Below are 23,897 nucleotides of genomic sequence, written 5' to 3' on the forward strand. Positions count from 1 at the left end.
TGCTGTCGGTGGCCGTGTACTGCGCGATCACCTACTGGCCGCAAGGGTAGTTGCCGCAGCAAATCGAGAGGTTGAAGCTGCCGGGCCGGCTGGTTGTCGGCGCGATCCGGCGCCTGCTACCTCCGTCTATGCCGGAGGCCGGGACTCGGGCGGTCGTGCGCTGCCCCGTGATGGTGTTATCGAGGTGGGACAGTTTCGGCTCGACACCTTCGAGGAGTTGCCGGTGAAAGTCAATCTGCAGGTCGATGCGAATCCGCGGAAGGTGCTCGACGACACTCGGGTGCTCAGTGGGGCGGGCGCGGACGGGTTGTTCACCTTCGAGGGGCAGCACGATGTGTTTCTGCCGCTGACGGTGGCCGCGGGGAATTCCTCGGCGAATGTGATGACCAATGTGGCGATCGCGGGTCCGCGTAGTCCGCTGCATCTGGCGCACGCTGCCTACGATCTGCAGGTGTACAGCGAGGGGCGGTTCCGGTTGGGGCTGGGGTCGCAGATCCGCCCGCATATCGAGAAACGCTACGGCGCCACCTGGGGTAAGCCGGCGGCCCGGATGCGGGAGACCGTGGCGGCAGTCCGAGCGATCCTGACCGCGTGGGAGGGCGAGCAGCCGTTGAACTTTCGAGGGGAGTTCTTCACGCACACGCTGATGCCGCCGACATTCGATCCGGGGCCGAACCCGTTCGGGCCGCCGTCGGTGCTGCTGGGCGCGCTGGGGCCGATCATGACGCGGACCGCGGCCGAGGTGGCCGACGGGCTGCTCGTCATGCCGTTCAACAGTGCACGTCATCTCGCCGAGCGGACCCTGCCCGCCGTCGCCGAGGGGCTGCGCAGGTCCGAGCGCGATATGGCCGACTTCGAGGTCATTCCCCAGGTCATGGTCGCGATGGGCCGGACGGACGCGGCACTGCGGGCCGCGATCGACGGAGTCGCCTCGCTGATCGGCTTCTATGGATCGACGCCCGCGTATCTCCCGGTGCTCGAGGTCGAAGGATGGGACGGCGTGCACGCCGAGCTCAACGCCTGCACCAAGTCGGGGCAGTTCGCGCGGATGCGGGAACTGGTCACCGAACCGATGGTTCGCACGATCGGGGTGGCGGGGACGCCGCAGGAATGTGCGCACCAGATCTACGACCGTTTCGGAGCCGTGGCCGCGGAGGTCTGCTGCTATTTCCCCGGATACGATCCCGCCCTCGACGATATCGGCGAACTGATCGCGGCGCTGCACGCGGCGGGAGAGTAACGGTGAGCCCCGATCTGACAGTCGACATCGACGACGGCGTCGCCGTACTGACCCTCTCCCGCCCACAACATCGCAACGCCTACACCGCCGACATGGGCCGACTACTCAGCGCCGCCTACCGCGACTGCGATGCTCGCGACGATATCCGCGCGATCGTGCTGACCGGGGCCGGTGACTGCTTCTGCGTGGGCGCCGACTTGAGCGTCGGCTCCGAACCGTTCGACGCCACCGGCGCGGATTTCACTGCCTCCCCGATCGATCCGCCGGCCTTCGAATTGAGCACTCCGGTCATCGCGGCGGTGAACGGCCACGCCATCGGTATCGGTCTGACCATCGCCTTGCAGGCCGACTTCCGGATCCTGGCAGCCGACTCCAAATACGCTGTGCCGCAAGTGCGTCGCGGCGTCGTCCCGGATTGTATGTCGCATTGGACGCTGATTCATCTCGCCGGTGTCGCGGCGGCCACGGAAGTGTTGCTGACCGGCCGCACCTTCACCGCGCGAGAAGCACTCGAGCTGAAGATCGCGACCCGGATCGCCGACAACGGTGCGGTACTGGACGAGGCCATGACTCTGGCCCGCGATTTCGCCGAGAACGTGGCGCCGACCTCGGCGGCGCTGACGAAAAGATTACTGTGGGACACCACGATTCGCGGTTACACCCCACGGCAGGTCGCCGAGCGGGAGACCGAGATGCACCACCAGGTGATGGGTTCGCCGGACGCCGCCGAGGGGGTCGCCGCATTCCGGGAGCGCCGCCGGCCGCGATGGACCGGGGCGCCTGCCCGGGACTAGAGCCTCAGTCCAGGTGAGCCTGTAACAACCAGCCCGGCACCGAGGTTCGGCCACCCGGCTCGTCACGGACGTCCTCGAAGCGGAACGGTGCCTGGTCGTCGCGGGGCAGGTTGTTGCCGTGGATGCGTGCCGGGCGGATGTCGTCGACGACCCAGTATTTCGACACCACCTCGCGCAGTTCGTCTTCGGTGACCGGGTTGGGGCCGAACCCCTCCGGTGGATTCGGGAGGGCCTTGCGGTCGAAGACGAGTACGAAGTAGGAGGCGCCCGGGGCGGCGGCGCGGACGATCGATTGCTGATATCCCTCGCGCTGGTCGACCGGGATCGAATGGAAGAGGGTGCTGTCGACGATGGTGTCGAACCGGCCGTCGTATCCACTGAAGGCTGCGATGTCGGCGACCTCGAAGGAGGCGTTGGTCAGGCCACGCCGGGCTGCTTCGGCGCGGGCCAATTCGATGGCGGTCGGCGCGGAGTCGAGCCCGACCGTCGTATGGCCGTGTTCGGCCAGGTAGAGCGAGATCGCTGCCTCGCCGCACCCCACATCGAGCACATTCCGGCCGAACTTGCCCTGCTCGATCAGCGCCCGCAGTTCGGGTTGCGGCTCGCCCAGGCTCCAGGGCGGCTTGGCGTCCTGGAACGGGCCATCCCCGCCCTGGTACGCATTCTCGAATGTGAAGTCGTTCGGTTGTGTCATATGTTTACCTCCGGCTCGGCCCGCGCGGCACCCTGGTGGCCCACAGCGCCCAGACTACGAGCACCGGCTGGAACAGCAGGCGAAGGAACCGCCGCCCATCGGTATTCAGGCCGAACCCGTCCTGCTTGTTTAGCCATTGCGCGATATTGCCCGGGAAGACGGCGACGAAGAACGCCGCCGCGATCCTGCCGAGCAGGACCCGATCGCGTGTCAGGACGGCGAGACCGGCGCCCAGCATGATCTCCACACCACCGGAGGCCATCACCACGCCGTCCTTGTCGAGCGGGATGGAGTCCGGCACCTGGGCACGAAAGGTAGTGCGGCCCCAGAAGATATGGCTGAGTCCGGCGAAGACGAGTCCGCCCGCGAGGGCGAGGCGGGCGATGGTGCGGGGGCGTGTGGTCGGGGGTGGCGCCGGCAGTTCGCTCATCACGGCACCGCGATGACGAGTTTGCCGGCGTTGTGGCTCTTGTCGAGTCTGCGGTGAATGTTCACGATGTCGTCGAGCGGCATGGTTGCCGCGATTTTCGGTTCCGCGAGACCGCGTTCGAATATCGGGGTCATCTCGGTGAGGCGGCGCCGTTCCCGTGTGAGGAAGATCCCGTAGAGGGTTTGATTGCGCTGGTAGAGGTCGTCGAGTCGGCCGTCGGGGGCGAGTATGGTGGCGATTCGCCCGCCGTCGCGGGTGGCTTTCGAACTGCCGCCGATATTGGCGCCGCCGACGGTATCGAGTACCGCGTCCACGCCCAGACCGTCGGTATGCGCGCGGGCCACCTCGACGAAGTCCTCGCTCTGGTAGTCGACAGGGGTTGCGCCCAGTTCACGCAGCAGCTCTTGATGGTCGGGCCCCGCGGTGGACAGCACCGCCGCCCCGGCGGCCTTGGCGAACTGGACCGCGAAGCTGCCGACGCCACCGCTGCCACCGTGTACCAGCACGGTCTGGCCGGGCCGCACCTCGAGCCGCCGCACGATCGCTTCCCAGGCGGTGCCGCCCGCGAGCGGTATCGCGGCGGCCTCCTCGAAGGACAGCGACGGTGGTTTCGGGGCGACGATCGAGGCGGCGGCGACGTGGTACTGCGCATACGCGCCACCACCGGTGGCCAGTTCCGACGTGTAGTACACCTCGTCGCCGGCCACCACATCGGTGACACCGTCACCCACCTGCTCGACCACTCCGGCGACATCGCTGCCGATGATGGTCGGAAGCGGCAGGGCGGGATTGGCCATACCCTTGCGGATCAGGCCGTCGACCGGGTTCGCGCTGGAGGCACGGATTCGCACCAGCACCTCGCCGGGCCCGGGTACCGGTGCCTCGACCTCTTCGATGCCCAACTCCTCCGGATCACCGAACTCTCGTAGAACTGCTGCGCGCATGCGGTGCCTCCCATCCTCGATGAGCCGGCCGGCCCGCTGACGAAGCCGACCGCGCTGGTGAACGCGGCTCAGCCCGCCACCGCGCCGGACGTGCTCTGATCCGGCAGGGTGCGGATCAGCTTCCGGTTGGCGAAGCCGAACATCCCCAACTCCGACAGCTCACGGCCGAATCCGGACTGCTTCACGCCGCCGAAGGGGAGATCGGCCTGCGTGGAGGTCGGCTGGTTGATCCACACCATCCCGCTGTCGATCCGCTCCGCGACCGCGCGGGCACGCTCGATATCGCTGCTGTAGACCGTGGCGCCGAGACCGTATTTCGACGAGTTCGCCAGGTCGACGGCCTCGTTCTCGTCGGCGACCCGGTAGACCACCGCCACCGGTCCGAACAGTTCCTCGGAGTAGGCGCGCATCTTCGGGGTGACGTCGGTGAGCACCGTCGCTTCGACGAATGCGTCTCGTTTTCCGGGCGCGGGCACGTCGGGCTGCCCGCCGCCGGTCACCACCGTCGCACCCTTGTCGCGGGCGTCGCGAACCTGCTCGAGCAGGTCTTGCGCGGCCTTCGCCGAGGACAGCGGGCCCAGGGAGGTCTGTGGATCGCCGGGATCGCCGGGGCGCAGCGCGGCGAAGCGTTGCGCCAGGCCGGCCACGAAGTCGTCGCACAGATCGTCGGGGACGATGAAGCGTTTGGCGGCGACGCAGCTCTGACCCGTGTTGGCGAGGCGTCCGCTCGTCGCCGCATCGAGGGTGGCGTCCAGGTTGTCGCCGTCGAGCACGATGAACGGGTCGCTGCCGCCGAGCTCGAGGACGCACTTCTTCACGTGCCGTCCGGCGATCTCGGCGACCGTGGCACCGGCGGCGTCACTACCGGTCAGCGACACCCCCTGCACCGCCGGATGGGCGAGCACCCGCTCGACGTCGGAGTGCCGCAGGAACAGGTTGTTGTAGACCCCTTCCGGGGTGCCGGCGTCGGCGAAGATCTTCTGTATCTCGAGGGCGGTCAGGGCGCAGTTCTTGGCATGTTTGAGCAGGATTGTGTTGCCCAGCACCAGGTTCGGTGCGGCGAAGCGCACCACCTGGTACAGCGGGAAGTTCCACGGCTCCACGCCCAGCAGCACACCCAGTGGCGCGTTGACGATCTGTGCCTCGCCTTCGTCGACCTCGAGCGGGGTGGGCTGCAGGAATCGCGGGCCGTTGTCGCCGTAGTACTGCAGGATGCTCGCCGCCAGGTCGACTTCCCATTCACTTTCGGAGAGCCGTTTCCCCATCTCACGGGTCATCAGCTGGGCGAGGTCGTTCTTGCGGGCACGCATCAGTCCCGCGGCGTCGGCGACGATCCGGGCCCGCTGCTCCACCGGGGTGTCACGCCACGACCGGTATGCCGCATGTGCGCGCTCGAGCAGGGCGTCGAGCTGCGCGGTTTCCAGATACGGCAGTTCGGCGAGGGTGTGCCCCGTGTAGGGGTCGACCGTTTCGAAGGGCTCCGCATCGGGGCCGGAGGCGCTCATGGGCTGGACATTGGTCGATGTCATCGCGCACCACTCCTCGTACGACGTGATCCGGTGCCGGTGTCCCGGCATCGAGTGGTGGCTACCCGCGTACGGAGAATGAAACCACGTTCGCCGCGAGCAGGTGGAACGACGGTCAGCGCACTCGCACCGTGCGGGAATGCCATCCGGTGGCGCCGTCCGGTACGGGTGGGCGGCGTTGCTCGGTTTGGGTCGCCCCGGTGGTATCGGTGGCGCGGACGTGGAGGGTGTGCGTGCCCGGTGTCGCGTCCCAGCGGTAGGTCCACTGCCGCCAGGTGTCGGTCGAATATTCGGCCGTGAGATCGGCGGGCTGCCAGGGGCCGTCGTCCACCTGGATCTCCACCTTCTCGATCCCGCGATGCTGCGCCCATGCCACGCCGGCGACCGTGACCGGGCCCGGTGTCAGGGTGGCGAAACCGGCGGGGACGTCGATCCGTGAGGCGGTCTTGATCGGTCCGAGCTCCGACCAGCCCCGTGTGGTCCAATATGCTTGGGCGCGATCGAATCTCGTCACCTCGAGGTCGACCACCCACTTGGTCGCGGACACGTAGCCGTAGAGTCCGGGGACCACCATCCGCGCCGGGTAGCCGTGGTCGAGCGGCAGCGGTGCACCGTTCATGCCGACGGCGAGCAGCGCGTCGCGACCGTCGGTGAGTGCCTCGAGAGGAGTGCCCGCGGTGAAACCGTCGGCACTGCGCGACAGCACCATATCGGCATCACCGTGGATGCCTGCCTCGCGCAGCAGATCGGCCAGGCGGTAACCGGTCCACACCGCATTACCCGCCAGGTCGCCGCCGACCTCGTTGGAGACGCAGGTGAGGGTGACCATGCGCGAGACCGCCGGGCGGCGGCGCAGATCTTCCATCGTGAATTCCACAGTGCGATCCACCATTCCGTGGATTCGCAGACTCCAGTCGGCACTGCTCACGGCGGGGACCTGCAGCGCGGTATCGATCCGGTAGAACTCGTCGTTCGGGGTGACGAACTCCGTCAGGCCCGGCACCGCGCGGGTCATCGCGGGAGTCGGTGCGGGCGCGGGCGAGACCGCCTGGGGGACCAGGAATTTACCGCGTTCCTCGGCCACCGAGCGCAACGTGGCCGAGAGGTATCGCCCGACGGCCGCGGCGCCGACCGCGACGACTCCGACCCCGACGGCGATGCCCATGAACCGGCGACGCGACAATGCCGGTGTCGCGGCAACCTCGGCAGGCGGCGTCGTATCGTGTTGCGGCAGTTCCGGTGGAGCACCCGAACCGGGCGTCGATCGAGATGCCGGGCTGTCCGTCACGGGACTTCGGACCAGCAATCGCAACGCGATCAGTCCCGCGACCACTCCGAATATCGTCGGCACCACGAACCATCCGGTGGCCGCCGGACGCTGCAGTGCCGCCACACCTATCGCGACGCCGAGTACGACGAACAACGCACTTCCGATCCGCCACCGCCGCTCCAGCACTCCGCTCAGTGCGGCGAGGATCAGCATCACGATCCCCATCGAGGCGAACAGCACATCCTTGTCGTGGGTGCCGAAACGCCGGATCGCCGCCTCCCGCAGCCCCTGCGGCGTGTGGTCTACCACGGTCGAACCGGCCACGAAGAACGGCGAGGCGTCCGGATCGACGAGCGCGGCCACCAGCTCGCCGATGCCGAGTACCGCCGCCCCGGCAAGGACCCCGGCGAGGGCGGCCGCTGCGAGCCCGGATCGGCCCTGGCTCCACGCGTGCGCCTCGTGCGCCGGCTGCCCGGTATCGGTGTCGGTATCGGCCATGTCTCCTCGATTCCACCCTGGTCGGGTGAGGAATTCGTGCCACCGGCCGGTCCGGACGGCTCGAACCCACCTCGGTTGTACCCGGTCCGCCGGCATGGACCGACCCGGGCAGGCGCCGCCGCCTGCTAACTCATCGGCATGCTGCCGATCGGGTTGGTCGTCGGAGCGGGCGAGCCCCCAGCGGGTTCGACGGTGACCGCCAGCGTGTCACCGCCGGTATAGGTCGCCACCATCGGTGCGGAGTCGGTGGGCATCTGGTCCATCACGCCTGCCGAGCGCGGGTCGCCGTTCGCCGGAACCACCCACAGCTGGTACACACGCCCCTCCGGAGCGGGTGGGGTGTTGTCGAATGCCACTGTGGCAGCGCCCATCTCGGGCGAAGCGTGCACCATCAGCATGCCGCCGTTGTCCAGCGGTGCCTGCGCCGTGTGCGAATCGGGGTCCGCGATGATCTGCGAGGCGCTCGGCGGGCTCGGAATCTGGCTGCCGTGCTGTTGCGCGATGATCCCGCCGGCGACTCCGGCCGCCGCCACCACCGCGGCGGCCGCGGCCAGCCAGCGGATGCGTGGCCGCCGGGTGGCCCGGGTGATCGGCACCGCCGCTGCGGGATCGCCGGGGCGAGCTCGGTCCAGTGCCGCGAGAATTCGTGCTTCCAGTTCCGGTGCCGGCTCGGTCGCGTCGAGGATCGACAGTTCACCCATGGCGTCGTGCACATCGCGCACCACGCTGGTGAACGCCTGCTCGATCTCGCGATCGGCCACGGTCACCCGTTGTTCGATTGCGGTGCGCTCGGCCTCGCTCACCGCGTCCAGCGCGTAGGGATAGGCCAGATCGAGTAGATCGTGGTCGGATGTGTCAGGCATGGGAGGCAACCCCTGAAAGGCAGGTTTGGAGCCGCTTCAGCGCATCCCGGATACGGCTCTTGATGGTGGGCAGCGGAGCATCGAGATGTTCGGCGACCTCTCGATAGGTGCGCCCGCTGTAGTAGGCCAGGGTTATCGCTTCCCGCTGCGTCGCGGTCAGGGTGTCCAGGCAGTGCAGCACCGCCTGCTCCTCCAACCGCTGGCCGACCGTCTCCGAGACGACGTCGTGGTCGCGCCCGAGATGAGCATGACCGTAGACCTTGTCCCGGGTCGTCGACGATTCCTCGGTGCGCACCCGGTCCACGGCACGACGGTGCGTGATCATCATCAGCCAGCCGATCGGGCTGGCCAGCGCGGAATCGTACTTCGCGGCGGAGGTCCAGGCTTGCAGGTAGACCTCCTGGGTGACCTCCTCGGCGGCGCTGTGGCTGCGCAGAATGCGCAACGCCAGACCGAACACCCGCGGACTGGTCGCGCGATAGAACCGCGTGAACGCGTCCCGGTTGCCGGTCGCGGCAGCGCTCAGCAGGGTCGCGAGCTCGCGCTGTGCCGCCGCCTTGTCGCCGGTACCGCTCGCCGGGCACGACGGTGCGTCGATGCCGTCGGCGAGGCGTATCGGGCTGGATTCCGGATCACCTGTCATATCGCCGTCCCTACTCGCATAAGAAGAGTTTCGACATGCACAGAGTGCCGGATGGGTGCGAATTCCTACCGGTTTTCGCACCCATCCGCCGGAACGCGCGGGAAGCGGGACCGCTCTCAGGCGGGCGGCATCAGCACGGAGTCGATCATGTAGACCGTGGCGTTGGCCGTCTTCACACCACCGCAGACCACGGAGGCGTCGCCGACCTTCAACGCGTCACCGGATCCGGTCACCGTCACGGTCTGCCCCTCGACGGTCTCGTGATCGCCGGCGATGGCGTCGGGCGCGATCTGCCCGGGCACCACGTGATAGGTGAGGATCTTGGTGAGCATGTCGCTGTCGGTCTTCAGCTTGTCGATCGTCTCCGGCGGCAGCTTCGCGAAGGCGTCGTCGGTGGGGGCGAAGACGGTGAACTGCCCGCCGTTGAGCGTATCGACCAGGTTGACCTGGGGATTGAGCTGCCCCGACACCGCGGAGGTGAGCGTGGTCAGCATGGGGTTGTGCGATGCGGCGGTCGCCACCGGATCCTGCGCCATTCCCTCGACCGAACCGGAGCCCGAGGGCACCTGCTCGGCATAGGCCTTACAGCCGGGGCCGACCAGGCCCGCCATCGCATCCCCGGAGTTTTCTGGCGCCATCTCCCCGCCGGTCGTCATGCTCGACGTCATTCCGGCCGACATGCTGGTCGACGAATCGGAGCCGGAGTTGTCGTCGGAGGAACACGCCGACACTCCCAGCAGGGCCGTGGTCGACAGCAGGGCTGCGGCCACCACGGTGCGCTTCATACTTTTCATCGGTTGCATCCATTCCCTCTCCGACGACCTCGCGGTCGTGCGGCTCGTTGTTCGCGGTACGGAATTCGCCTTGCTCCCCGCCGCGGATGGAACGAACCCATTCCGGGATGCTGTGCGGATGCGGATGCCCGCGACGCGCTTACTAGGCTGACCGCCGTGCTGCTTTCCGATCGCGATATTCGTGCCGAGCTCACCGCCGGGCGGCTGGGCTTGGAACCGTTCGACGAGAAACTGGTGCAGCCGTCGAGTATCGATGTGCGGCTGGATCGGATGTTCCGGGTGTTCAACAACACCCGTTACACCCATATCGACCCCGCCGAGCGGCAGGACGAGCTGACCAGCCTGGTCGAACCGGGGGAGAACGAGCCGTTCGTGCTGCATCCGGGCGAATTCGTACTCGGTTCCACGCTCGAGGTGTGCAGCCTGCCCGACGATCTGGCCGGGCGCCTGGAAGGTAAATCGAGCCTGGGCCGGCTGGGGCTGCTCACCCATTCCACGGCCGGATTCATCGACCCGGGATTCAGCGGTCACATCACCCTGGAATTGTCGAATGTGGCGAATCTGCCGATCATCCTGTGGCCGGGAATGAAGATCGGCCAGCTGTGCCTGTTCCGGCTGAGCAGCCCGTCGGAGAATCCGTACGGTAGCGCGGCCGCGGGCTCGAAATATCAGGGTCAGCGCGGGCCCACACCCTCGCGGGCGTATCTGAACTTCCCGCGGCCCGACGACGCGCAAGCATCACCTGTTACTGCTGAGTAACACCCGGTGACGTGGTCTTACGTCGGCTCCGTTTACCGTAGTGCATGACCTCCGACGTGACCGCGAAGGTGAACGGACCCGGTCCGAGCGCCGCTGTGCGATGCTCACCGGGCGATCGACTCCGCTCCTGGGGCGGACTACTGCTGGCCGCCCTGCCTTCGGCGGCGGTGCTGACGGTACTGCTCTACGGGCTGGGACTCGCGATGGGTTTCGCGACGATCGGCGTTATCGCCATCGCCTGGCTGGTGGTCTGCGTCCTGGTCGGCCTCGGCTGCTTCCTCGGTGCGGGACGGGGCTGGTCGGCGGCATTGTTGGGGGTGCGGGCGCCGAGCCAGGCGGAGCGTCCCGTCCTACAGGCCGACTGGGGGCGGGTCGCCCGCCGCGCGGGGATAAGCGCCGAAAGCTACTCGCTGTGGATTCGCGTCGCCGAGCGTCAGTTCGCGCTACCCAACCGCATGATCGCGGTGACACCGGATTCCCTCGCCATGCCGGGGCCGGAACTGGAGGCGGTGCTCGCCCAGAAATTGGGCCATCGCACTCAGGGCCGCACCTCACTGCTGCAATTCGTGCTGTGGCTGTACAACCTCCCGCTGACCTGGTTGGAAAGTGTCTTCATGTCCGGTCCGGCGGCGGTGGGCAGCTGGATCACCGCGCGGCTGGCGCCACCGGCGGCCCGCGTCTTCGGCATCGGCTGGGATGCGATCAGCCGGGTACTCGTGGCTTGCCCGGTGATCGCCGCCTCGACCGTGATCGTCGGGCTTCCGGCGGCCCTGGCGCTGCGCCTGGCGCCGGAGGTTGCGGCGTATCTGCTGGTGCCGATCGTGCGCCGGATCGAGTTCCGGGCCGACCGGGCGGCAGTGGACCTGGGGTACAGCTCCCAGCTCATCGTCGCGTTGCGGGATCGGCCGACTGATCCGGAGTCCGCGGCCCTGTACAGGCTGTCGGTGTCGGCGTGGGCACCGCGTGTCTCGGTGGCGGAACGCATTCGTCACCTGCGCGATCGGCTGGACGAACTGGCCCGGATCGGCCGGGTGCCGGGGCCGCCGCTGCCGGGAGGTGGTGTGCCGGGCGGCGGTGGCGCGCCGGGGTGAGATACCCGCCCACGGATGCGGATTCGTGCGCTGTGGACGGGGTCAACAGTTCTCGAATGCCGCTTCGACATATGCCGCTGTCTGATACAGGTACTGATAGGCCCACCGGCCGATACCGATCGACGGCCGGGCATCGAGCAGGAGAATTTCTCCGCTCCAGCATTTTCCGAGGATGTACCGGGCACGGGAGATATGCGGGGTGAAAGTCACCACGATGACGCGGTGCCAGCCTTCGGCCTCGGCGCGGGCGGCCAGCTCTCGGCCTTCGCCCCTGGTCGTTCGCGGATCGGGGTCGAAGCAGCTGACCCGGAAGCTGTAACCGCCGTGACAGATCCGATTGATCAGCGGCGAATGCTCATAGGGGTCGGAGAAGACCACCTGCGGTGCGTACCCGTCGCGGGCCAGCCGCAGCGCGAGTTCTTCACGTCCGTCGTGTGCGCCGCCGAGCACCACGATCGCGTCGGCGGGCTGCGGGCGGTCGGTGCGCGGCCGCACATACACCGGCCACAGGGCCGCGACGGCCACGGCGAGCACAACCAGCACACCGGCCGCGCCACGAACCCACCGTTTCCGCACTCTGCGATCGTAGATGTGCTGCTGGCCGGTGGTTTCGGTAGAGTGACACCACCCTGCGGGAGGAGTGCAAGACCGGTTCACGGTGGTCCGAGTACCCTCGAACGACATCCGCGAAGGTCGCCGGGAGGACGGCTGGGCAGTACCGGATGGAGAGCGTGGAACGAGATGGGCGGAAGATGAGTTCGGTTCTGGGAGTTTCGGTGGGGGCCGGCGCCGTTCGCGTTGCGATTCCACATCCCGGTAATTCCGCCGAGCGTTTCGCACCCACCGGATTCGATGTGCAGACCGTGCCGGTCGGCGAGCAGCAGTCGATGGACGATGCCGCCGCCGAAACCGTCGGCGCGGTACACGGATCCACCGCCGGCATCACCGCCACCGCCATCACTTACCGCAACGAACCGCACGCACACACCTTGCGCGGGGCCCTGGCCCGCCGGCAGCTGGTCGACTACGAGGCGATCCCCGAGGTCGCGGCGGCCCGGGAATTCCTGCTCCGCACCGGCGAACTGCACAACTACCGCACTGTCGCGCTCTACGACCTGGGCAGCTCCGGTCTCACCGTGAGCGTGGTCGATGTCGAATCGGGCCAGGTCAGCCATAGTGAACGCACCAGTGACATCAGTGGTGACTATCTGGACTCGCTGATTCGCGAACAGCAGATCGCCTCGGGACGTATCGAACATCCCGCGAACGCGCAGGGCCTGGCGGCATTGGACAACGTGTGCCGGCAGGCCAAGGAGAAGCTGTCGCAGACCGGTGCGGTGGCGGTGCCCTCCGAACACGGCCTGGTGCTGCTGTCGCAGGAGAACTTCGAAGCGCTGATCATGCTGGCCGTCGAATCCTCGGCCCGCATGACCCGCGATGTGATCACCCGCTCCGAACAGGCCGTGCAGGCCGTGTTCGTCATCGGCGGCTGTGCCCGCATCCCCCTCATCGCGCGGATTCTGGAGCGCTGGATGGGGATGCCCGTGCAGGTCCCCGCGGACCCGGACACCGTGATCGTGCGTGGTGCCGCACTGCTCGCCCGCCCCAGCCGGATGGCCAATGCGGCCCCCTCGCCCTCGCCCACCGACCTGAAGGCCGGTGACGACACCGTTCAGCTGGCCCCGGTCTGGTTGTCGAAGAATCCGCGGCGCGGTATAGCGAAGTCGCTGGGCGACAAGGTGCGTAGGCCCGCGTCGCCCGAGGGCCGCCGTCGTCAGCTCAGCGGCGCCGGCATCGCGGTGGGCGCCCTGGCTGTCGTCGCAGCTCTCGGGATCGGTCTGGGCTGGGGACAGTCGGTCGTGGGCGGCAGCTCGCAGAGCAACACCTCGGTCTCCACCTCGGCTCCGGTCCCGGCCGATCGCCCCGTCTCCGCCCCCTCCAGCGCCAAACCGCCGGAACCGACCAACGCCGCCGTCGCGCCCCCACCACCCGCATGGCAGCCCCCGGACACCGAGGCACCCGCGCCCACCCCACCCCCGCCGATGATCGTGGTCCCCGGCCTGCCACCCCTGGTGGTCCCGACACTGCCGCCCCTACTGCCGGGATTCCCCGCCCAGGCCGCGCCTGAGTAACCAATGGCGGATTTGCTTTGTTTGGGATGTGGCCGGACCGCGCGACGTCGAGATCGTCGACTACCACTGAAAGGAGAGTCTCATGGCTGATACAACACCGCTGCCCCCTACCTCTCCTGGCGAGATTCTTGCCGAAGAGTTTCTGGTGCCGTTGCAGCTCAGTCAGAATGCACTTGCGCGGGCGATTGGGGTCCCACCGCGTCAGATCAACCAGATCGTGCACGCCAACAGGGCGATCACACCGCGAACGGCGCTCCTGTTCGCCCGCTATTTCGGCACGACTCCGGAGTTCTGGATAAACCTGCAGACCCACTACGACCTGGTGCGAGAACGGGAAGACCTCGACGCCCTGGAGCGCATCACCCCGCGCCGAGCGGTGGCCTGCTGAGCCGCTTCGACCCACAGAAATCCCGGCCCACGGGCCTCCCGTAAATTCGTCGGCGAGATGATGATCTTTCTGTTGGCGCTGGCGGGGTTTGCGCTCCTCGATTCGCTGGATGTGTTGCTGGTCGGGATTACGACCGCGGTGGTGCTCGACAGTCGGCTGGGGCGGCGATCGCCCGTGCCCGGCGGGGTGAGTTTCATCGCCGGGGTTTTCGTCGTGACGACGACCTTCGGAATCTGCACCGTGCTGGGGTTGAATTTCATCGGTTCTCTGATCGATTTCGAATTCACGCCGACCATGCGGTTCTGGGGTGAGCTGGCGATCGGGATCGTGCTCGTGTTGCTGGGGACGGTGAGTTTGTCGGGTGGGGGCCCGCAGCCGCCACCGTGGGCTGTGCAAGCGCGCCGCAGGCCCTGGCTACTCGGCTTGATGGGCGTCGGAATCGGGCTCGGACAGGCACCCACCGCGGTGCCGTATCTCGCTGCGCTGGCCATGATTACGACCCGGGACCCGCGCCCGCACTGGTGGCCGGTGATCGTGGTCGTCTACTGCGCCATCGCCCTGATCCCACCGGCGTTGGTACTGTTCACCGCCACCAGAAGATCCCCACGAGCACAGCGTTTCTACCGCGCCCTGGTGCGACTACTCAGCCGCTTCGGCCCGAAAACCATTCGGATACTGTTTCTCATCTTCGGCATCGTTCTGATCGCCGACGCGGTGCGCGCCTATCTGGTGTCGTAGGCTCCGCGTTGGACCCGGTAACGCCGAGCGAGTGCACCTTTCGTGCGAACGTTGACTACAGCTCTCATCAGAGCAACTGAAGTTCGGCCATGCGCGCGTCCAACTTTCGAGCCGCTTCCGATCCCGGCGCCCGAATATGAACCAATGTGCGCGCATTCTGCAACTGGCTCGACACCCGAGCTGATCCGTTCGCCGCCTCAGCCTCCACGCCGTGGAGGATCGCACCGAGTCCGGCATCCAGATCACCGGCGTCGACGTAGATGGTTCCGAGCAGGATGTGCGAGGCAGCCCGGTCGCGAACCGCCTGCAACTTCAATGACTCGTGCGCGGCGTCGATCGCTGCGCCGATGTCCCCGATCTGGTGCAGCGCTTTGGCTCGCATTCGAGCGAGGTGACCCGCAGTGCAGAAATATGCCAGTGACTCGGCGGGCGTGCGCGGAGTGTCGACGTCGTAACGCTCCGCCCGTGTGAGTGCCTGCCGCGTGTCGGTCCGGTGGCCTGCTTTCGCCTGCGCGAGCGCGGCGATACCTGCCGTGTGCGCCTGCAACAGCGGATCGCCGGAACGCGCCGCCCGCGTTTCGGCCGCTGCCGCCTGGTCGGCAGCTACCGCGGGCTTTCCGATCTCCTCGGTCATTCCTGACCATTCCGCCATGGCCATTGCTCCCGCGGCATCGTCGCCGATTTCGTCGGCTACGTCCCGCGCAGTCTCGAAATGCTCCTCCGCCAAGCTGGTCCGTCCGAGATCGAACAACTGCCATCCAGCAGACGTCGAGATCTTGCTCCGCAGCGACTTCAAACGCCGCTCCAGCGGATCACGCGGTCCCGCCAACAGGGCTTCCGCGACATCAACTTGGGTAAGGGTCGTCCGTATCGCTGCCTGCGGGCCAAGCAGGTCATCCTGCAACCGCGCCTGATTCAGCATCGCCTCGACATTGTCCAAGACTGCCGCATCGGCACGGCGCGGTGTCGCGACTGCGCGGATCGTACGTTCGACCTCGTCGATATTGAGCGCCGCAGTAATGGCCGGCGCTGCTGCCGTAATGACGGCGATGGCTCTCATAAGCTCTCGACGCTGCACTTCGTCAACCTCCTCGCCACCCTCGTTCCAGCGTAAGGCAGCGTTGCTGGTAGTGCGCGAGGTTGGAGAGACGATTCCGCTCGAATGTGGGCCCAGATCATGGGTTTGATCGGTCGGGTGGCGCGCCGGACGCACCGAATCGATGCGGTGCTCGCCAGCTGTCGATCGACCAGTGACGCCTACCGCGCTCGGGCGGTGGGCGTCAGCACAATCAGGGTTGTAGTCGCCGCACCAATCGGAAGCGGTTACACCTGGGTGTCGAGCCTGCCACGCATCACGTTCGCGGTGAACGCATCCCACTCGTCCGGGCTGAACACCAAAGCCGGCCGGACGGGGCTTTTGAATCCTGCACTCCGACGGTGCGGTTGCGAAGGAATGCGACCTCTACGCACTGACCTCGGAGGCGCTTCGACTACTCTTGAACCACGGTGCATTGGAAGGGTTTTCGGACATACGGTGCTCCTCACGCATCGAGGTCTGCGGCTCAGCTCGAGGTTACGCCCTGTCGAATGTGCCCTCTTCGGTACCGGAGATGAAGGCGTTCCACTCGTTCGGGGTGAAGACCAGTGCCGGTCCCGAAGGGTTCTTGCTGTCACGGACGCCGACCATGCCTTCGTCGAGAAAGGCGACTTCGACGCACTCCTTGCCGCCTTGGCTACGGCTGCTCTTGAACCAGTTTGCGCCAGACAGGTCAACGCTCACGTTGCTCATGCTCCCTTGCTACCCGCCGAAGCAGGCTTCTGCTCATCGTCTCGTCCAGGGCCGCAGCCCTGATGCTCTCGTACCGCCGATAGTAAAGCTGCACGTCATCCTCCTTCTCAAGGTACATGTCTCCAACGGTGCCTTCGAGGAAGACCACAGGAGGCTCAGTGTGCTCACCGATATGTGTCTCGCCGAAGGTGAGAACGACGAATGGAGGCATAGACATGCCGCCGGGAAAGCCTGCGTCGTATCCGAGTACCCGTACGTTGACGTTGTCGCGCGTGCTGAGGTCTGCGAGATGTCGAAGTTGTGCGCTCATAATCGGGTGGTTTCCGGAGACGCGGCGGAGGGCTGCTTCACCGATGACGACATCGAGCGACACTGGTTGCGTCTTACGGGTCACGATGGCCTGCCGCTGAGACTTGATCTGTACCCGTTGCTGCCACTGCTCAGGAGTTTCGTCCGGCCAGATCAACTGGACGAGAGCGCGGTTGTAGTCCGGGGTTTGGAGCAGACCAGGGATCAGGTCCGGTTGATAGGTGACTATTCGAGTGGCAGCAGTCTCGAGGCCTACGTAGACATTGAAATTATCGGGGATCAGGTCTCCGTACTGGTGCCACCAAGACTTCACATTGGCTTGCTGTGCGAGCCCCTTCAATGCCTCCGTGAGGTCCGGCGGGACGCCGTAAAGCTCACAAATAGCTTGAATGACAATCGACTTGATCCGGCCCACCTCTCCCTTCTCCAGACGATTCAGGCTTGTCGCACCCATCTCCAGAAGCTGCGCCGCGCGCACCTGGGTGTACCCGGCCCTGGTTCGCCATTCGACGAGGTACCGACCCAGTTGCCTTCTGGGGAGCGTTGAGCCTGCAGTGCGTTGTGCATCAGCCATGGTGACCCCGTTTCGGTGATGGCAGATTCCCCGTTTCGGAGAAATTCTCCCACCTGCGGCGGAGGACGTGCAGGGGATTCAGAGAACTTGATTCGGAGACTCCGTTTCGGAGTGCCGTGCTCGCTCGCAGGGTGTGTCATGGGGGCGTGTTCGCTGGGGCGGAAGTTCTTCTCCGATAGCGGTCGTTAGCCGGTTGAGTCGGTATTCGAACTCGCAAGCGCGGTCCCAGGCATGCATCACCTCCATGAAATCAACTGCTATACAAAGGAGTTGGGAAGATGAATCTCTTTGTCTTGGTTGCCCTGTGTGCCGGAATTATCATTCTCGTCCGGGCTGGGGTTGGTGCCGCATTACCTCAGTCCTGTCCGCGCCGGGTTCCGTTGCCGATGCTGCACGGTGTGGATGTGCCGGCGCCGATCGGGGTGGATCGTATTCGGGAGCGGCTCGATCTCGAGGATCTCGGTTTGCGGTGGTGCCGTGATCGGTGTGGTGTGGCATGACGGTGCATATGACGCAGGTGGGAGGATTGCGCGCGACGTGGGTTCGGCAACGCGATGGGATTGCAATACTCAACGTGCACAATCTGTCTCGCACTTTCGACGAGGAGTTGCCGTCGGGTGTGGATCTGGTCGGCGCGCGAGAGATTCGACCGGATCTTGCCGTGTTGTGGGACCGGGTTCGGCGTGACTTCTGGGACGGGTATGCGTCCACGCCGGGCTCATCTGCCCCTGATGTTGCTCCGGAGAACAGCCGATGAAGAATGCGGAATTGTTCTCATACTGGGCGATAGTGACAATTGGGGATTCCTGTGAAAAGCATTCCCATGCTTGTCCGTCCGCGGTGTGGGGGCCCTACACGCGCCGTGAGGCGGAATACCTTGTCACCACGATATCCCCGGATCACCACCCGCACGTGGTTCCGTTCTGGGTACGCGAGGGGTACTGCGAGCTCCCACGACCAGAACAACCGAGCACCCGCGAGAATTCGGCGGGAGAATCCACAGTTGTGGTCCTCCAGCCGAATTCGCGACGATGCCGGCGCTGACCCTCACCCCACCATGGCGGGCTGCTGCGGCAACCGTGACACGAGCGCGTCGAGCTCCTCGCGCCACTGGCGGTGTACGTTCAGCCGTTCCGCGGTTCCGGTGGTGGGCATTCGGTAGAACACCTTGGACCACAGGGTGTTCAGCTGCATGTCGGTGAAGAAGGCCGTGCTGAGATGTTCGGCGCAGACGAAGGTCTGGGGCCTGCCGGTCCATCTGCTGCATTCGACGATGACGACCGACGTGTTGGTCAGCACGATGCAGTAGAACTTGCGGATGAAGATGGTGGCGAAGCGGACGTAGGGGATACTGTCCACCCACGGGCTCGGTCCGGTGATCGCCTGGAACGCGACCTGGATCTGCTCGCCGGGCGGGGCGAATTCGCCCAGCTTCTCGGCCATCTGCTTCTGAATCGTTGCTTTACGGATTGCCATTCGGCCCACCCCCGTTGTCAGAACCCCACCGCCACCGTGACGGTGGAATGCACGAACTGTAGCGGCCCTACCACCGGGACGACAACCCGGTCCACGCAAGTCGCGCAGGGTTGGTGGCGAAGGGCCCGATGGGCTGGGGGCGACATCTCGAGCTATCACCAAGCTATGACGTCCGCCTCGAGGTGGCGTAGTCCGTACCTGTCACCCGCCCGACACGGCGGTCCAAGCCCAGCGGGGGCTGATCCGCACCGCATTACTCGTCGTAACCCTTTGTCGGCCAGGATGTCCCGCTGGTCGGCCGCGGGCGGGGTCGCATCCCGGGGTTGGTTTCGGTGCCGGGAGCACGGGTGGGCCAGTTGCCGTTCGGCCGACCGGCTTCCGGGTGCGGGGGTAGGCGGCGTTGTCCGCCGGTGGTTCCGGCATTTCGGCGGTCGCCCCGGCGGCGCTCCCCGGTGTCGGCTCGGTCCGGAATGCGTGGTTGGCTGCCGGTGGTCGGTCGGGCGCGCTGCCTGTCGCCGGGTTGGATGCCTTGTCCGTCCCGAGGTCGGGTGCGTTGTCCGTCCCGGGGGCGCATGCGCTCGCCGCCGGTGCGCGGCCCGCTCGCGGGCCTGGTGCGCGGTCCGTTGCCGGGCCCGTTCGGTTGCTCGTCGTCGGCCCCGCGTTCTGGTGTGCCGTTCCGCTCGGAAGCCCGGCCCGCGCCCGCATTTTCGGCGCGTGCGGGGGTGCGGCGCCGGGCACCTGCGGTGGCGGGTTCGCGGCGCGCTGCCGCTGTCTTCGTGCGGCGCGGCGGCTCCGGTTCGATCTCGGCGCGCCGGCTGAACGGCCGGGCCAGCATGACGGCGATTGCGGTGGTGAGTGGAACCGACAGCGCCAGGCAGATACCGCCGACCACGGAGCGGGTGATTTCGATGGCTACCGCGTCACCGGTGAGGACGTTGGTGATGGAGCGTCCGGCCACCGAGAACATCAGCAGCAGCGGGAGTGCACCGCCCGCGTAAGCGAGGACCAGGGTGTACACAGTGCTGGCGATGTGGTCGCGGCCGACCCGCATGGTGGCGGCGAAGATCTCGCGGCGGGTGGCGTCTTCATCCAGGGCGGCGAGTTCGAAGGCGGCCGCGGCCTGGGTGATCGTCACATCGTTGAGGACACCGAGTGAGCCGATGATGAAACCCGCCAGCAGTAGCCCGGTGATACTGACATGGTCGAGGTAGGTCGCGACATTGGTGTTCTGTTCTTCCGACAGTCCGGTCACATGCGTGACTTCCAGCGCCACCCAGGACAGGACCGCGGCCAGCACCATCGAAGTGAGGGTGCCGAGCAGTGCGGAACTGGTTCTCAGATTGACCCCGTGCGCCAGATACAGCACGGCATACAGAATCAGCGATCCCGCGACCATGGCCACGGGGATCGCCGGTTTCCCGTCCAGCAGCGCGGGCAGCAGGAACACCACGAGTACCCCGAAGGCGAAGACCAGCCCCAGCACCGCTCGCAATCCGCGCCAGCGTGCCACCGCCGCGATCACGACCACGAAGATGAGCGTGAGGATCAGCAGCGGCATGCCGCGCGAGTAGTCGTCGAACGAATAGATGGTGGTGCCGCTGGGATCGGCCTGGCGCACCAGCCGGATGTGATCGCCGGCATGTAGATCGGGCTGCCCCGGCCCCGGTGCCAGCTCGAGCAGGGTGCTGCCGCCCTCGTCGGGTCCCGATTCGATGGCGACGATGCTGCGCTGGCAGGTGTAGGCATCGGTCGGCGGCAGGGTCGGCTGGTCGGCGAATACCTTCCCGTTGGAAGCACTTCCACACGCCCCGATGTCCTGCATGGTCACGGTCCCCGACTCCGTCACCATCGCCCCGCCGCCGGCGTTCTGCATGGGTAAGGGGATATCGACATGCTGATTACTGGGCCACAGCCAGATCATGGCCCCGAGCACGATCACCCCGACAGCAACCAACACCCCCACGACAACCCGAGCCGCGGTCGCCCCGATTGCCAGAGGCCCCGAATGATCGTGGTGGTGATGGTGGTGGTCGCTCACCGCGCCGAGCCTAACGGATGTCATTTTCAACATCAGGTTGTGGCGAGCGCGATCGGCCCGAGACTCAGACGACGAAGGCGAGCCAGTAGAAGACCCAGCACGACACCGCGGTCAGTGTCATGCCGATCGCCCCGATCGGAGCCCAGCGCCGGTGCCACGCGCTGTGTGCGCCCGGGCGCGGCGACCTGCCGAAGTTACGCATCGCCCGCACGATCACGACCGGCCACAACAGCACGGAAAAGACCGCGAAGATCAAATGAATGCCGAGCGCCGTCCATACCGCGGTGGACGCGGTGCCATCCACAGCACCGGCCGAGCGTTCTTCCCATCCGTTGAAGCGGACGTCCATCTCGAACAACACGATGGCGACCAGAAGTGCACAGCTCAGACCCAGTTGGAAGGCGCGATGCAGCTGAAAGCGCCGGCCGACCCTGACCTGATACACGCTCCATGCGAGGGCGAGCACCACCAGCACCATCAACGTCACCATCGTGTCCATGGCCAACGATGCCCTCGTGCCCAGGAAGCCGTCGATTCCGCTGTATCCGTTCATCGCCCTCGTACTCATGCCTTGAAAGTCGTCGACTTGTGCTGCGGCGTCCGGATGTTGCGTACCGGCCGAGTCACATTTTGGAGACAGGGTGTCTCCAAGAAGTCGACGCAGACCATAACACGGGCCTGGGCGGGGACAATCAGGTGCCGCGGAGCAGACTGGGGGCATGCCGAAGATCAAGGCGGACAGTGTTCGTGAGCACCGGGCGCGGGTGCTCGCGGCGCTGGTCGACGGCGCCGAGTTCTTGTTGACCTCGGGTGTCACCACGCTGACCGCCGGTGCGGTGGCGGCGCAGGCGGGGATCGCGCGCAACAGCATCTACCGCTATGTCGACTCCGTCGACGATCTGATCGAGATGGTGGTCACCAGGGGGTTTCCGCGCTGGACGAGCGCGGTTCGTGCGGCTGTCGAGGCCGAGTCGACGCCGTCCGCAGGTGTCGTCGCCTACGTTCGTGCCAATGTCGAGCAGGCTGTCGGCGGGGATCACGCCTGGCGGACCTCGCTGTCGCGGATGAATCTGTCGCCGTCCGCGCGCAAGCGGGTGGCCGCGCTGCACACCGAACTGTCCGACATTCTGAGTGGGCTGCTGAATGCCGCGGCCGTCGACAATGCCGCCCTGGTGGCGGAGTCGTTCCAGGCGGTGGCCGACGCGTGCGTGCGTCGAGTCGATGCCGGGGACGACCCGGCGATGGTCGTCGACTACGCCGTGCGTGTGGCGGCAGTACTGGCAGCGGAATTGGTGGAAGAGGTGTAGTCGCCGACCTGCCGGCCCGACGTGCACGAACCGGTGTCGGGCTCGGGGGCTTCGAGGGGGGAGGGGCGGCGGAGAGCAGGGGGATGTCTCCGCCGCCCGGAGGGATCCGGCGGCCCAGGGGGGTAGGCGGCCGAATCCGAGGGCCGAGCGGCCCAGGGGGGGTAGGCGGCTCGACCGGGCACTGTGAGTGCCGAGGACTACTGTACACAAAAGTTCGAAGTTTGCGCCAGTAAAGTCTTCAAAAGTCTTGTTTTCCGAACTTCTGGTCTGTTTTACCTAGTCGGACGGGTCATTACTGCCGGTAACTCGCGAGGAAGTTGCCGAACCGTTCGATCGCCACGGACAGATCCCGCGCCCACGGCAGTGTCACGATCCGCAGATGGTCGTGCTGCGGCCAATTGAAGCCGGTGCCCTGCACCATCAGGATCTTTTCCTGCAGTAGCAGATCCAGTACCAGCTTGGCGTCGTCGTGGATGTCGTAGACCTCGGGGTCCAGGCGCGGGAACGCGTACAGCGCACCCTTCGGTTTCACACAGGAGACGCCGGGGATCATGTTCAGCTTCTCCCACGCCACATCGCGCTGCTCGAGCAGTCGCCCACCGGGCAGGATCAGATCCTCGATGCTCTGATACCCACCGAGTGCCACCTGGATCGCATGCTGCGCGGGCACATTCGGGCACAGACGGGTGGAGGCGAGGAGATCGATACCCTCGAGGAATCCGGCAGCATGCTCCTTGGGGCCGGTGATCACGAGCCAGCCGGAGCGATATCCCGCCACCCGGTAGGCCTTGGACAGCCCGTTGAACGTCAAGCACAGCAGGTCGGGGGCCAGGGTCGCGAGCGAGGTGTGCTTGGTGTCGTCGTAGAGGATCTTGTCGTAGATCTCGTCGGCCAACAGCAACAGGTTGTGTTTGCGCGCCAGGTCCACCAGCTGCTGCAACACCTCCGCGGAGTACACCGCGCCGGTGGGGTTGTTCGGATTGATCACCAGCAGAGCCTTGGTCTTGTCGGTGATCTTGGATTCGATATCGGCCACATCGGGCTGCCAGCCGTTGGACTCGTCGCACAGATAGTGCACCGGAGTGCCACCGGCCAGGCTGGTCATCGCCGTCCACAGCGGATAGTCCGGCGCCGGGATCAGCACCTCGTCCCCGCTGTCGAGCAGAGCCTGCATGGTGATGGTGATCAGCTCGGAGACGCCGTTGCCCAGATAGACGTCGTCCACATCGAACTCCGGGAAGCCGGAGACCAGCTCGTAACGGGTCACGATCGCACGCCGTGCCGGCAGGATGCCCTTCGATTCGGAGTAGCCCTGCGCGACCGGCAGCGCGGCGATCATGTCGCGCATGATCACATCCGGGGCGTCGAAGCCGAACGGCGCCGGGTTGCCGATATTCAGTTTGAGGATGCGGTGGCCCTCGGCCTCCAGTCGTGCCGCATGTGCGTGTACCGGCCCGCGGATCTCGTAGAGCACGTTCTGGAGCTTGCGTGACTGTTCCAGAACCCGTGGGGGCTGATGCGGTGACTGACTGGTAGGGCTCACCTGTTCAATGGTGCCACCGCACCGCAAGACGATATTCGTGGCCCATACCGTCCTTGC

At 66.3% G+C, this 23,897-nt stretch carries 23 protein-coding genes and 2 pseudogenes; 8 read left to right on the top strand and 17 right to left on the bottom strand.

Translation table 11 applies throughout. The features are described 5' to 3' along the window. Positions 1-223 precede the first annotated feature (223 nt). Together NV2_RS24005 and NV2_RS24010 are read left to right on the top strand one after the other, a co-directional pair. Positions 224-1,240, top strand: a complete 1,017-nt coding sequence (locus tag NV2_RS24005) for a TIGR03617 family F420-dependent LLM class oxidoreductase (RefSeq protein ID WP_067878924.1) — start codon at positions 224-226, stop codon at positions 1,238-1,240. Between the two features lie 2 nt (positions 1,241-1,242). Beyond that, the gene (locus NV2_RS24010) at positions 1,243-2,034 is read left to right on the top strand and encodes an enoyl-CoA hydratase/isomerase family protein (RefSeq protein ID WP_067878790.1); all 792 of its coding nucleotides are present in this window, start codon (positions 1,243-1,245) and stop codon (positions 2,032-2,034) included. Between the two features lie 4 nt (positions 2,035-2,038). Here NV2_RS24010 and NV2_RS24015 read toward each other — a convergent pair whose 3' ends face one another. The 8 genes from NV2_RS24015 to NV2_RS24050 form a co-directional block, all read right to left on the bottom strand. Then, on the bottom strand, positions 2,039-2,728 hold the full coding sequence (locus tag NV2_RS24015; protein ID WP_067878792.1) for a class I SAM-dependent methyltransferase: 690 nt from the start codon (positions 2,726-2,728) through the stop codon (positions 2,039-2,041). A gap of 4 nt (positions 2,729-2,732) precedes the next feature. Further along, complete coding sequence (locus NV2_RS24020) at positions 2,733-3,158, bottom strand: DoxX family protein (RefSeq protein ID WP_067878794.1); 426 nt, start codon at positions 3,156-3,158, stop codon at positions 2,733-2,735. Then, entirely contained in the window at positions 3,158-4,102 is a 945-nt protein-coding gene (locus tag NV2_RS24025; protein ID WP_067878797.1) for a zinc-binding dehydrogenase, read from the bottom strand. The genes NV2_RS24020 and NV2_RS24025 overlap by 1 nt, the downstream gene beginning before the upstream one ends. A gap of 68 nt (positions 4,103-4,170) precedes the next feature. Continuing rightward, a complete protein-coding gene (locus tag NV2_RS24030; protein ID WP_157103055.1) occupies positions 4,171-5,631 on the bottom strand; it encodes an NAD-dependent succinate-semialdehyde dehydrogenase in 1,461 nt (486 codons plus the stop codon). Positions 5,632-5,743: 112 nt separating this feature from the next. After that, entirely contained in the window at positions 5,744-7,396 is a 1,653-nt protein-coding gene (locus tag NV2_RS24035) for a molybdopterin-dependent oxidoreductase (protein ID WP_067878801.1), read from the bottom strand. A gap of 125 nt (positions 7,397-7,521) precedes the next feature. After that, positions 7,522-8,259: an anti-sigma factor gene (locus tag NV2_RS24040; RefSeq protein WP_067878803.1), complete on the bottom strand. Its 738-nt coding sequence runs from the start codon at positions 8,257-8,259 to the stop codon at positions 7,522-7,524. Continuing rightward, on the bottom strand, positions 8,252-8,902 hold the full coding sequence (sigK, locus tag NV2_RS24045) for an ECF RNA polymerase sigma factor SigK (protein WP_067878806.1): 651 nt from the start codon (positions 8,900-8,902) through the stop codon (positions 8,252-8,254). The genes NV2_RS24040 and sigK overlap by 8 nt, the downstream gene beginning before the upstream one ends. Before the next feature lie 116 nt (positions 8,903-9,018). Continuing rightward, complete coding sequence (locus NV2_RS24050) at positions 9,019-9,696, bottom strand: fasciclin domain-containing protein (RefSeq protein ID WP_067878926.1); 678 nt, start codon at positions 9,694-9,696, stop codon at positions 9,019-9,021. A gap of 156 nt (positions 9,697-9,852) precedes the next feature. Here NV2_RS24050 and dcd point away from each other — a divergent pair, with 156 nt between their 5' ends. After that, the gene (gene dcd / locus NV2_RS24055; protein WP_067878809.1) at positions 9,853-10,455 is read left to right on the top strand and encodes a dCTP deaminase; all 603 of its coding nucleotides are present in this window, start codon (positions 9,853-9,855) and stop codon (positions 10,453-10,455) included. Positions 10,456-10,499: 44 nt separating this feature from the next. After that, entirely contained in the window at positions 10,500-11,546 is a 1,047-nt protein-coding gene (locus NV2_RS24060; protein ID WP_067878812.1) for a M48 family metalloprotease, read from the top strand. A gap of 42 nt (positions 11,547-11,588) precedes the next feature. Here the strand turns inward: NV2_RS24060 and NV2_RS24065 are convergent, their stop codons facing one another. Continuing rightward, on the bottom strand, positions 11,589-12,122 hold the full coding sequence (locus NV2_RS24065) for a YdcF family protein (RefSeq protein ID WP_245662758.1): 534 nt from the start codon (positions 12,120-12,122) through the stop codon (positions 11,589-11,591). A 176-nt stretch (positions 12,123-12,298) separates the two neighbouring features. Here NV2_RS24065 and NV2_RS24070 point away from each other — a divergent pair, with 176 nt between their 5' ends. From NV2_RS24070 to NV2_RS24080, 3 genes are all read left to right on the top strand, one after another. Then, the gene (locus NV2_RS24070; RefSeq protein WP_084475358.1) at positions 12,299-13,678 is read left to right on the top strand and encodes a DUF7159 family protein; all 1,380 of its coding nucleotides are present in this window, start codon (positions 12,299-12,301) and stop codon (positions 13,676-13,678) included. Between the two features lie 82 nt (positions 13,679-13,760). Beyond that, positions 13,761-14,066 carry a HigA family addiction module antitoxin gene (locus NV2_RS24075; RefSeq protein ID WP_067878816.1) on the top strand — a complete coding sequence of 102 codons (306 nt, stop codon included), beginning with the start codon at positions 13,761-13,763 and terminating at the stop codon, positions 14,064-14,066. Positions 14,067-14,123: 57 nt separating this feature from the next. Next, positions 14,124-14,804, top strand: a complete 681-nt coding sequence (locus NV2_RS24080) for a GAP family protein (RefSeq protein ID WP_067878818.1) — start codon at positions 14,124-14,126, stop codon at positions 14,802-14,804. A 67-nt stretch (positions 14,805-14,871) separates the two neighbouring features. On the opposite strand, the gene NV2_RS24085 is transcribed toward NV2_RS24080, so the two are convergent. The 7 genes and pseudogenes from NV2_RS24085 to NV2_RS24110 all read right to left on the bottom strand — a co-directional run bounded on the left by NV2_RS24085 (position 14,872) and on the right by NV2_RS24110 (position 21,558). Next, positions 14,872-16,017 carry an NsdA family TPR-like regulatory protein gene (locus NV2_RS24085; protein WP_157103056.1) on the bottom strand — a complete coding sequence of 382 codons (1,146 nt, stop codon included), beginning with the start codon at positions 16,015-16,017 and terminating at the stop codon, positions 14,872-14,874. A gap of 139 nt (positions 16,018-16,156) precedes the next feature. Continuing rightward, positions 16,157-16,246, bottom strand: a pseudogene (locus NV2_RS32395) (hypothetical protein); the annotation flags it as partial. 131 nt (positions 16,247-16,377) lie between these two features. Beyond that, entirely contained in the window at positions 16,378-16,584 is a 207-nt protein-coding gene (locus tag NV2_RS24090) for a DUF397 domain-containing protein (RefSeq protein WP_067878822.1), read from the bottom strand. Next, a complete protein-coding gene (locus NV2_RS24095; protein WP_067878830.1) occupies positions 16,574-17,476 on the bottom strand; it encodes a helix-turn-helix domain-containing protein in 903 nt (300 codons plus the stop codon). The genes NV2_RS24090 and NV2_RS24095 overlap by 11 nt, the downstream gene beginning before the upstream one ends. Positions 17,477-18,523: 1,047 nt before the next feature. Beyond that, on the bottom strand, positions 18,524-18,952 hold the full coding sequence (locus NV2_RS24100; RefSeq protein ID WP_157103057.1) for a hypothetical protein: 429 nt from the start codon (positions 18,950-18,952) through the stop codon (positions 18,524-18,526). 787 nt (positions 18,953-19,739) lie between these two features. After that, positions 19,740-21,014 (bottom strand): annotated as a pseudogene (locus NV2_RS24105) (YibE/F family protein); the annotation flags it as partial. A gap of 40 nt (positions 21,015-21,054) precedes the next feature. Next, entirely contained in the window at positions 21,055-21,558 is a 504-nt protein-coding gene (locus tag NV2_RS24110; protein WP_168436150.1) for a DUF420 domain-containing protein, read from the bottom strand. 151 nt (positions 21,559-21,709) lie between these two features. Here NV2_RS24110 and NV2_RS24115 point away from each other — a divergent pair, with 151 nt between their 5' ends. Then, complete coding sequence (locus NV2_RS24115; RefSeq protein WP_067878835.1) at positions 21,710-22,297, top strand: TetR/AcrR family transcriptional regulator; 588 nt, start codon at positions 21,710-21,712, stop codon at positions 22,295-22,297. Between the two features lie 292 nt (positions 22,298-22,589). Here NV2_RS24115 and NV2_RS24120 read toward each other — a convergent pair whose 3' ends face one another. Continuing rightward, positions 22,590-23,849, bottom strand: coding sequence for a pyridoxal phosphate-dependent aminotransferase (locus NV2_RS24120; RefSeq protein ID WP_067878932.1), 1,260 nt, complete (start codon positions 23,847-23,849; stop codon positions 22,590-22,592). Positions 23,850-23,897: the final 48 nt, after the last annotated feature.

This window comes from Nocardia vermiculata NBRC 100427 (genome assembly GCF_001613265.1).
In the GTDB taxonomy this organism is placed as follows: Bacteria; Actinomycetota; Actinomycetes; order Mycobacteriales; family Mycobacteriaceae; genus Nocardia; species Nocardia vermiculata.

Coding starts and splice junctions, on each gene's coding strand:
- NV2_RS24015 (WP_067878792.1), bottom strand. CDS start 2,728: ATGACACAACCGAACGACTTCACATTCGAGAATGCGTACCAGGGCGGG.
- NV2_RS24020 (WP_067878794.1), bottom strand. CDS start 3,158: ATGAGCGAACTGCCGGCGCCACCCCCGACCACACGCCCCCGCACCATC.
- NV2_RS24025 (WP_067878797.1), bottom strand. CDS start 4,102: ATGCGCGCAGCAGTTCTACGAGAGTTCGGTGATCCGGAGGAGTTGGGC.
- NV2_RS24030 (WP_157103055.1), bottom strand. CDS start 5,631: ATGACATCGACCAATGTCCAGCCCATGAGCGCCTCCGGCCCCGATGCG.
- NV2_RS24035 (WP_067878801.1), bottom strand. CDS start 7,396: ATGGCCGATACCGACACCGATACCGGGCAGCCGGCGCACGAGGCGCAC.
- NV2_RS24040 (WP_067878803.1), bottom strand. CDS start 8,259: ATGCCTGACACATCCGACCACGATCTACTCGATCTGGCCTATCCCTAC.
- sigK (WP_067878806.1), bottom strand. CDS start 8,902: ATGACAGGTGATCCGGAATCCAGCCCGATACGCCTCGCCGACGGCATC.
- NV2_RS24050 (WP_067878926.1), bottom strand. CDS start 9,696: ATGAAAAGTATGAAGCGCACCGTGGTGGCCGCAGCCCTGCTGTCGACC.
- NV2_RS24060 (WP_067878812.1), top strand. CDS start 10,500: ATGACCTCCGACGTGACCGCGAAGGTGAACGGACCCGGTCCGAGCGCC.
- NV2_RS24070 (WP_084475358.1), top strand. CDS start 12,299: ATGAGTTCGGTTCTGGGAGTTTCGGTGGGGGCCGGCGCCGTTCGCGTT.
- NV2_RS24075 (WP_067878816.1), top strand. CDS start 13,761: ATGGCTGATACAACACCGCTGCCCCCTACCTCTCCTGGCGAGATTCTT.
- NV2_RS24080 (WP_067878818.1), top strand. CDS start 14,124: ATGATGATCTTTCTGTTGGCGCTGGCGGGGTTTGCGCTCCTCGATTCG.
- NV2_RS24095 (WP_067878830.1), bottom strand. CDS start 17,476: ATGGCTGATGCACAACGCACTGCAGGCTCAACGCTCCCCAGAAGGCAA.
- NV2_RS24100 (WP_157103057.1), bottom strand. CDS start 18,952: ATGGCAATCCGTAAAGCAACGATTCAGAAGCAGATGGCCGAGAAGCTG.
- NV2_RS24110 (WP_168436150.1), bottom strand. CDS start 21,558: ATGAGTACGAGGGCGATGAACGGATACAGCGGAATCGACGGCTTCCTG.
- NV2_RS24115 (WP_067878835.1), top strand. CDS start 21,710: ATGCCGAAGATCAAGGCGGACAGTGTTCGTGAGCACCGGGCGCGGGTG.